6 protein-coding genes and 2 pseudogenes are annotated in these 7655 nt (G+C 61.0%); all 8 read left to right on the plus strand.

The genetic code is table 11. From position 1 onward, the window contains the following. Nucleotides 1–126, plus strand: a 126-nt coding sequence (locus Q1K09_RS12675; protein ID WP_300345840.1) for a transposase, incomplete at its 5' end; no start/stop codon positions are given. A 52-nt stretch (nt 127–178) separates the two neighbouring features. Then, nucleotides 179–748, plus strand: a pseudogene (locus tag Q1K09_RS12680) (cytochrome c biogenesis CcdA family protein); the annotation flags it as partial. Continuing rightward, entirely contained in the window at nt 748–2472 is a 1725-nt protein-coding gene (locus Q1K09_RS12685) for a cytochrome c biogenesis protein ResB (RefSeq protein ID WP_300345836.1), read from the plus strand. The pseudogene Q1K09_RS12680 and the gene Q1K09_RS12685, both read left to right, overlap by 1 nt. A 2-nt stretch (nt 2473–2474) precedes the next feature. Continuing rightward, nucleotides 2475–3596 (plus strand): c-type cytochrome biogenesis protein CcsB, encoded by a 1122-nt coding sequence (ccsB, locus tag Q1K09_RS12690; RefSeq protein ID WP_300345837.1) that lies wholly within the window; start codon nt 2475–2477, stop codon nt 3594–3596. Nucleotides 3597–3705: 109 nt separating this feature from the next. Next, nucleotides 3706–4575 (plus strand): AraC family transcriptional regulator, encoded by an 870-nt coding sequence (locus tag Q1K09_RS12695; protein WP_300345838.1) that lies wholly within the window; start codon nt 3706–3708, stop codon nt 4573–4575. Between the two features lie 212 nt (nt 4576–4787). Then, the gene (locus Q1K09_RS12700) at nt 4788–5900 is read left to right on the plus strand and encodes an ArdC-like ssDNA-binding domain-containing protein (protein WP_138254229.1); all 1113 of its coding nucleotides are present in this window, start codon (nt 4788–4790) and stop codon (nt 5898–5900) included. Then, the gene (locus Q1K09_RS12705; protein WP_300345839.1) at nt 5900–6844 is read left to right on the plus strand and encodes a bifunctional DNA primase/polymerase; all 945 of its coding nucleotides are present in this window, start codon (nt 5900–5902) and stop codon (nt 6842–6844) included. Before Q1K09_RS12700 ends, Q1K09_RS12705 begins: the two co-directional genes overlap by 1 nt. Beyond that, nucleotides 6841–7515 (plus strand): annotated as a pseudogene (locus Q1K09_RS12710) (DUF2637 domain-containing protein); the annotation flags it as partial. The gene Q1K09_RS12705 and the pseudogene Q1K09_RS12710, both read left to right, overlap by 4 nt. Between the last annotated feature and the right edge of the window lie 140 nt (nt 7516–7655).

Genomic DNA, 7655 nt, shown 5'->3' on the forward strand with positions numbered 1-7655 from the left:
ACTGAAGCCATCAATGGGCTCATCGAACTCGCCCGCCGCATCGCCCGAGGCTTCCGCAACCGAGACAACTACCGACTCAGAATGCTCCTAATCGGCGGAGGCCTCGACGGCCACCTCCCCACCTGAACTCCGAAGAGCCGGATTATCGGGGGCTGAACTTCATCAGCGATCCCGTTCACGTCTGGTTCTTGGCGCCACCCTCTTTGTCCTTGGATTCACCGTGGTGTTCGTCCTCATCGGCGCAGTCTTTGTTTATGCCACCACGTGGCTGAGGTTTGAAGGTGGCTGGGTGACCCAGGTCCTGGGCGTGCTGGTCCTTCTCATGGGACTGGTCTTCATGGGCGCTTTCGGATTCCTCCAGAGGGAACGAAAGGTCAACAAACGGCCGCCGGACGGGTTGCTAGGTGCGCCCATCTTAGGGGCTACATTCGGCATTGGATGGGCACCATGCATCGGACCCACACTGGCTGCGGTGTTAGCCCTCACTTACGGGGCGGACCCCACACGAGGCACTCTCCTGGTTTTCATCTACTGCCTCGGGCTGGGCCTTCCCTTCATTCTCATTAGTGCCGGCCTTCAACGAGGTATGCGTACCCTCAAATTCTTCACTCGCCATAAAGCCACCGTCATGCGAATCGGTGGAGGACTGCTCATCACCGTGGGGCTACTGATGATCAGCGGCATCTGGAACCGCTGGGTCTTCGCCCTCCAAGACTGGTTTGCTAACGAGATTGTGATGCCCATCTGATGAAACAACCTTCTGCACACCAAGATAATGCGCGCGAAGACGCGATGAACGACGCCGAAGGAAAAGCGGCTACAGCGGCTCCGGCACTGCCAGCATTAGGTCTGGTTGGCATGCTGCGATGGGCATGGACGCAGTTGACGAGCATGCGCACTGCGCTCATGCTCCTACTACTTCTTGCTATCGCTTCGGTACCTGGGTCAATCTGGCCACAGCGCGTTCAAGACGCATTCGCCGTTCAACGCTGGATAGAAGAAAATCCGACAGTCGGGCCAGTTCTGGACTTCTTCCAGATGTTTGACGTCTATTCGTCCTTCTGGTTCTCAGCCATCTACCTGTTGCTTTTCATCTCCCTGATCGGATGTATCATCCCTCGCGCACGAAAGCACTGGCAACAGATGCGCTCGGCCCCGCCACGTACGCCACGGAAATTAGAGCGACTTCCAGAGTACGGGGCAGTCGAGCTGGATGACCGGGGTCCTGCACCAGCGCAAGCGTTGGAAGAGGCTGCTCAAGTGTTGCGTAGGCGGCGCTACCGGGTCCAGGTTCGCCCCCAGGACGAGGATCAGCGTGCCGGTTCCATCGGAGCAGAAAAGGGCTACCTTCGAGAAGTCGGCAACATCATCTTCCACGTGTCCCTGGTCGGGGTCCTGGTCTGTGTCGCACTTGGTGCCATGTTCAGCTACCGAGGACAGAAAGTCATCGTTGAAGGTGAAGGGTTCGTCAACGCACTAGCTGCATACGACAACTTCTTTCCGGGGACCTGGTTCAGTGAAGACCAGCTCGATGCGTTCTCCATCCAGCTCAACGAATTTGACCGTGCCTTCGACAGGCAGGTCACCCCGGAAGGAGAGGCTGGCCCTCAGTGGGGCAACGCCTTGGATTTCACGGCTTGGGTCACGGTTCAAGACGGCACAGATGGGGTTCCTGAAGACACGACGCTGAAAGTCAATGCACCGTTGAACATGGGTGGAGCAAACCTCTACCTGGTGGGAAACGGCTATGCCCCGGTAGTCACTGTCAGAGATGCGGAAGGGGACGTAGCTTTCTCTGGTCCTGTCATCACTCGGCCCGACGACGGCGTGTATACCTCCATGATGGTGATTAAGGCACCTGATGCCTCACCTGAACAGCTAGGTTTCCAGGGGCTGTTCCTGCCCACCGCAGTTGATGCCGGCGAAGGCATGGCTGTGTCCGCTGATCCCGAACCTTTCAATCCCGAACTTCACCTCAATGCCTACGCCGGGAACCTGGGCCTCGACGAAGGGATCCCTCAGAACGTCTACGTGCTGGAGACCGAAAACTTGGAGGTACTCAACTCTCGGGAAGTAGATGCCGGAGGCATCGTGCTCGCCCCCGGCGAGGTCCATGAACTCCCCGACGGTCTAGGCACAGTGGAGTTTGAAGAAGTACTGGACTACATAGCCATCGACATCACCTACAACCCCGGCGAACTTGGAATCCTCGTCTTCTCACTCACCGCTACCGCTGGACTAATTACCAGCCTCTTCCTGCGACGGAGACGAGCCTGGGTGGTGGTCGAGAAAACAGACAGCGGTCGCACCTTAATCCGCTACGGCCTATTGGCCCGAGGTGAGGACTTCCGGCTGCGAGATGAAAACGCAGCGATTCGACGCGACTTCGAAAAGCTCTGGCCGGTACGCCCTCCCCAAACGCACATCACCACTGATTCACATGCAACGACCCCCACAGGAAAGCGAGGCTAATCATGCTGACCTTCGGTGCCGTATCACTTCCGTCGATCAACGTTGAACTGGCTGAATACTCGGAACTGTTCATGATGATCGCCGCCTTCATCTACACACTGGCGTTCATCCTCTTCACCATCGACAATGCCCAAAGCTCACGAACAATTCGCCGCCTCGAAACAGACCTGGCGAGGGAACAAGAGTCCCTGACCGCACAGCCGATGAAAGTAGCAACAGCGGCGGCTGGACCACCACCGGCAGAAGCCGCCTCTCCCCCTCCCGAACCCAAAGACACCCACAACGGGGCGAGAGACCCAGAGCTGGTTGATGAGGACATGGCCTACATCGGCACAAGACGGCCACTCGCCAATACGGCGATTGCTCTCACCGTTGTCGCGGTGGCTGCCCACGCCTTCGCCGTCGTCTCCCGTGGCCTGGCCGCTCATAGGTGGCCGCTGGGCAACATGTACGAGTTCCTCGTCGGCGCTGCTCTGATCGTAGCTCTGGTCTATCTTCTTGCTCTTCTCAGGCGTGACCTACGCTTCATCGGCTCCTTCGTCCTCGGACTGGTGGTGGCAATGATGGTCGCGGCAACGATAGGTTTCCCCACCCCTATCGGCCACGTTCAGCCAGCACTACAAAGCCCCTGGCTTGCCATCCATGTCTCCCTGGCAGTGCTGTCCATTGGACTGTTCGTCCTCACCTTCGCCATGAATGTTCTGCAACTTCTTCAATCCCGACGTGAGAGAGCTCTCGCAGAGAACACCGCACAGGGGTGGGGCGGCTTTCTGGCCGGTAGGCAGTTCATGCGACTGGTTCCCAAAGCTTTCTCCCTGGAAAACTGGGCATACCGTATCAACGCCGTTGCCTTTGTATTCTGGACTTTAGGCCCCATGATTACCGGTGCGGTGTGGGCGCGTGAATCATGGGGACGTTACTGGGGTTGGGACACGAAAGAGGTCTGGACCTTCGTGATCTGGGTGGTCTACGCCGGGTACCTCCACGCCAGAGCCACCCGCGGATGGACCGGAACACGTTCAGCGTGGCTGAGCATCATTGGCTTCCTCTGCATCATCTTCAACTACGCCGTGGTCAACGTCTACTTCCCCGGGCTGCACTCCTACGCTGGTTTGCCGGACTGATAACTCAACCTTCGAGCCAGTGGAGACTCCAACACCGCGCTCCCCTATAGCGGTTTGCACAGAAGCATATTCCCGCCCTCTGGACCCCGTAGCTTACGACTGTTTCCGGGTGAAGTTCATTAAGAGCGGCACAGCTATTGTGATGTCAGAATTCGGTGAGCGGTCTGTGCGTCAGGGACAGATTGTCATGTTGGGGACTAACGTGCTGTGCGGGTGTGAACCGGAAGGGCAAGCGCAGGTCACGACCATATTTCTGGATCGAAACTACCTGATCGATCAGGTTTACTGGCAGTATGCAGCGGTACTGGCTGATCGTTTAGAGGCATCCAGATTTCTCGACACGCCCTATATCGAACCAGTCCAGCTGCTTTCCCTACGCAGGGAAGACGTGGCTCGGGTAGAGCTATCGCTTGATGAGCTTGCTGAACTCAGCGCCAGTGATTTTGCTACCGATCTTGGCGGCGGCGAAAGGTTCTACAGAATGCAGGCGCTGCTGTCCTCTGTTCTGCACATCATCGTGCCCTATCTTGAAATTGGTGCGATGCGCCGCGCACGGACGCAGCGCCTCACGACCAAACTCAGATCGGCAAGGCCCACTCGGTTTCAACCGCTTCGCCAGGAAGCTCGTCGGGCTGCTCAGCTTCTCGAAAGCGACCTGACGCGGAAATGGACGTTGGCAGAACTTGGGCGTGAAGTTCACCTCTCACGCTCACGCTTAGCAACAGTGTTTACTGATGCTTTCGGAAAATCTCCCCAGACCTATCTGGCTGTGAAACGAGTGGAGACCATGGCGAAACTTCTGAGGGAGACACCGGTCAGCATCGCCCAAGCTGCTGAAGACGTAGGGTGGCGCAACAGAAGTCACGCAGCAGACATGTTCCGTCGGTACTTGGGAGTAACTCCAAGTAGCTACCGCAAGCGACTGCGCGCACGGTCCATTGACCAGGATCGACCTGAGAAACGGTCACCAACAACCTGAGCTTCGGCATTCCCTGCTGAGAAGTCCTAGCGATTCTGATAGGCCGAGAGGACTTGTCGGGTTCACCTCCTGTGTCCCTGATGGTCACCGCCGTACATGTTGTCTCCGATGTCCGTCATCGCCTGGCTGGTCTTCCCGGCGCACCTGCTGGTTGACCGAGCTGCTTCTTGTGGCTCGGTTGGTCCACCGGGTCGGAAGGAAGGCCAGATGCCATGTCGGAGCAACCAACACAGTCCCGCAGCAACCGTGACGCCAAGCTCGATGAGCTGCACGGGCGACTGACTGGTGCTGTCGAGCAGCTGGTCTCGGGTGAGGACTGGCAGCAGGCGATGGCGTTTGCGGCTAGGTTCCGGTCGCGGTCGTTCAACAACACCCTGCTGATCTTCGCTCAGCACCAGGACGCCTACGAGAAGGGTCTGGTGGGTGAACCGTCGCCGTCGTATGTGGCTGGGTACAGGCAGTGGCAGCAGTTGGGCCGGCAGGTACAGAAGGGCCAGCCCGGTTACATGATCTATGCCCCGGTCACCGCCCGGTTCGCCACCAGTGATCCTGCTGACCCTAGTTCGTGGAGGCGGTTGGATCGCGGTGAGAAACCCCGAGCTGGTGAGGTGGTGCGTTCCCGGATGGTAGGGGCGAAGCCTGCCTATGTGTGGGATGCCGCCCAGACCGCTGGGGACCCGATTCCCGAGCCCCCGGCACCGCAGTTGTTGAAGGGCCAGGCCCCTGCTGGGTTGCACGCCGAGCTGTCCCGGTTGATCCGTGAGCAGGGATTCACCGTGGTTGGGGCTGGGAGTGCCGCTGAGCTGGGTGGGGCCAATGGGCTCACCGACTACACCGCCCGCCAGGTGGCGGTGCGTTCGGATATGGACCCTGCTGCGCAGGTGAAGACCCTGGCTCATGAGTTGGGGCATGTGCTGATGCATGGGCCGAACCAGCAGGAAGCCCGTGGCCACCGGGGTGTGGTGGAGGTTGAGGCCGAATCGGTGGCGCTGATGATCGGTGCCGCTCATGGGATGGACACCAGTGAGTACACGATCCCGTATGTGTCCACCTGGGCAGCGCAGGTGAAAGAGCAGGAGCCTGCTGAGGTGGTCAAAGCCACCGGCGAACGGGTACGCCAGACCGCCATCTCGGTGCTAGAGCAGTTGGATACACCGCAGGTGGCCGATGGCACCCCGTCTGGGCTGGAGCGTCACCAGCCCCAGCGCAGTGGTGCTCTCCGGCAGAGCCCGGAACCAATGGGCACGCAGAGGACAGGGACGGAGCCTGCTGGGGTGCGGCGTGAACCGGTGGCCTCCGGTGGTGTGGAGAGGTCGGGGTTGTGATGGCCGGGCTCGCATCCTTCACCCAGGTTCTGATCGACACCCGTGAGGCGGAGCTTCCGGTGACGGCGTCCCAGTTGGCTACTGCGGGGGTGCCGGTATTCCCTTGTGTGCCCGGCGCAAAGCGTCCGTTGACCGAGCATGGGTTCCACGACGCCACCACCGACCCCTCCCAGGTGCACCGGTGGTGGGCCCGGTGGCCGGAGGCGAATATCGGTGTGCCCACCGGGCAGGCCTCGGGCCTGGTGGTGGTCGATGTTGATGTCCACTCTGAGGCCGACGGATACCGATGGTTTGGCCGAGCCAACCGTGCCGGGCTGACGATCGGGTGGGATGTGTTGGTCTCGACCCCCTCGGGTGGGATGCATGCCTATTACCCGCTGGCCTCGGGCACCGAGCAGCAGCGGTCGTGGCAGGCAGCCGCAGCGGGGATAGATTTCCGTGGCGATGGCGGCTACATCATCGTCCCACCCTCAGTAGTCCAGTACGAGGATTCTGCTGTGGCCTACCGGCTGGCCCGGATCGCTGGGACTCCGCCGCGGCCTGTGGATGCCTCCGGGTTGAGGGAGTTCCTGGACCCACACCCATCACCGGCCTTCCGGCGCACCACACGTGGGCCTGGGCGTGAGGCTGATGTGTCCCGGTTGGCCTCCTGGGTGGCTGCCCGTGGGGAGGGTCAGCGCAACCGGGGACTCTTCTGGGCAGCGTGCCGCCTGGCAGAAAACAACGTGTCTGCCGGTGATGCGGTTGAGGTGCTGTCTGCTGCGGCTTCCCAGGCTGGTTTGGGGCAGCGAGAAATCGCCGCAACGATCCGCTCGGCCTACCGCACCACCGGCAGCGAGAACACCCCTGGGCGTGAAGCCGCACCTGCGGTGGGACTGGAACCTTTTGCTCGCAGGAGCCAGCGCTCTGCTGGGCGGTCAGCGCAGGGCCGGAGGCTCGAATGAGCACCGGTGGGCAGGTTTCTGGTGTGGGGCACCGGTGGGCGCTTCGCACCGCGGTGGCTGGCACGGTGTTCATCGCCGGGGGCGCGTTCTGGCTCAGCTTCAACGCCTTGGCCGATCTGGCAGCTCGCTCGGGCATCGAGCCGGGTCAGGCATGGGTGTGGCCACTGATCGTGGACGGGATCATTGTGGTCGCCACCGTCTCGGCCGTGGCTCTGGCGGGTCAACGGGCGGCCTGGTATCCGTGGGCGCTGCTGGCCGGCGGTGCCCTGGTCTCGGTGACGGCGAACAGTCTGCATGCGGTGGTGGCGGCTGATGTTGATGTGCCTGGTGTGCTGGCTGCCTCCGTGGCGGCGGTCCCGCCGGTGGTGCTGCTGGCGATCACCCACCTGACGGTGATCCTGACCCGCACCAGCCACTCCCACACCACCGACTCTCACACCGACCAGTCCGGCACTCCTGCACCCGCCCCCACGGTCGAAGACGACGAGGCCCAATCCGCTGTGGCTCGAGTCCAGGAGGTCACCGAGGGCAGCACCGGGCTTGTCTCCGTTACCGCTGAGGCTCCTGCCGCGGTCGAGGACGTGTCGGTGGACCGGCGTGCTCGGGCGCGGATGCTGCGGGAGCAGGGGTGGTCAAACAAGCAGATTGCCAAGCAACTGGGGGTCCACCCTTTGAAGCGCGCTGGGTTTCTTGGAGACTCCATCGTTTGGAAAGGAAGATGGAGATATGCCTACAGAGATCACTCCGGGGAACCCGAATACGCGGCGGTATTCCCGGCAGGAGAAGGAAGCCGCGGTCCGGATGGTCCGGC

The sequence above is a fragment of the Nesterenkonia sp. genome (assembly GCF_029265375.1).
In the GTDB taxonomy this organism is placed as follows: domain Bacteria; phylum Actinomycetota; class Actinomycetes; order Actinomycetales; family Micrococcaceae; genus Nesterenkonia.

What these genes read in the sequence shown, in the direction of transcription:
- Q1K09_RS12685 (WP_300345836.1), top strand. Translation starts at nt 748, where the DNA reads ATGAAACAACCTTCTGCACACCAAGATAATGCGCGCGAAGACGCGATG.
- ccsB (WP_300345837.1), top strand. Translation starts at nt 2,475, where the DNA reads ATGCTGACCTTCGGTGCCGTATCACTTCCGTCGATCAACGTTGAACTG.
- Q1K09_RS12700 (WP_138254229.1), top strand. Translation starts at nt 4,788, where the DNA reads ATGTCGGAGCAACCAACACAGTCCCGCAGCAACCGTGACGCCAAGCTC.
- Q1K09_RS12705 (WP_300345839.1), top strand. Translation starts at nt 5,900, where the DNA reads ATGGCCGGGCTCGCATCCTTCACCCAGGTTCTGATCGACACCCGTGAG.